The organism is Cesiribacter sp. SM1 (genome assembly GCF_020178975.1).
GTDB lineage: Bacteria > Bacteroidota > Bacteroidia > Cytophagales > Cyclobacteriaceae > Cesiribacter.
The window spans coordinates 1-617 of sequence record NZ_JAHXBU010000071.1 but is presented as its reverse complement, the minus strand read 5'-3'; the positions used below and the strand labels follow the sequence as shown (position 1 = coordinate 617).

General features: G+C 51.7%; 2 protein-coding genes. Both read right to left on the bottom strand.

Annotated features, from left to right (window positions below):
• On the bottom strand, positions 1–413 hold a 413-nt coding region (locus KWJ01_RS13260; RefSeq protein WP_224996949.1), incomplete at its 3' end, for a PorP/SprF family type IX secretion system membrane protein.
• Between the two features lie 3 nt (positions 414–416).
• A partial coding sequence (locus KWJ01_RS13255) for a gliding motility-associated C-terminal domain-containing protein (protein ID WP_224996947.1) occupies positions 417–617 on the bottom strand: 201 nt, incomplete at its 5' end.

The following is a 617-nucleotide window of genomic DNA, read 5'->3' as shown; positions in this document are numbered from 1 at the left end:
AGGCTGTTAAAGTCAGACTGGCGGTAGTTGAGGCCCCCCTGCAGACCCAGCGAAAGCATACCTGCTCTTTTGAACTTGATCTGGTAGGCATAGGAGACATAGGCACTCCAGTCGGTATGTACGCCAATGGTTTCATGGGAGATGAGCATGCCCAGGCCAATGTTCTTTCGATCAAGGGGGGCATGCACACTTAGCATCTGTGTTTTAGGGGCACCCTCAAAGTTCACCCACTGGCTGCGGATAACAGCCATGGCATTGAACTGCTTCTGGCTGCCGGCATAGGCAGGGTTAAGGGCTAAACCATTGAACATGTACTGCGAGTAAGCCGGCCGTTGCTGGGCAAAGAGGGCTCCTCCTGCTAACAACAGTGCAGCCAACAGGGCATAAGATAAGTAGTGTATGAAATGTCGCATGGCTTAGCGTATTAGTTCAAGGAATCCTGTTTTTGGTTTTTCATTTACGTTGTCTCTGAAGAGCACCCAGTAGTAAGTACCTGCAGGCAGCTGCTTGTTGCCCAGGTAAAGACCCCTGTTGCCGGTTCCGTCAAACACCCGCAGGTTATTGTCGTAGCCCGACATCTCAAATACCAGCCCGCCTGCACGGTTGTATATGCGCAC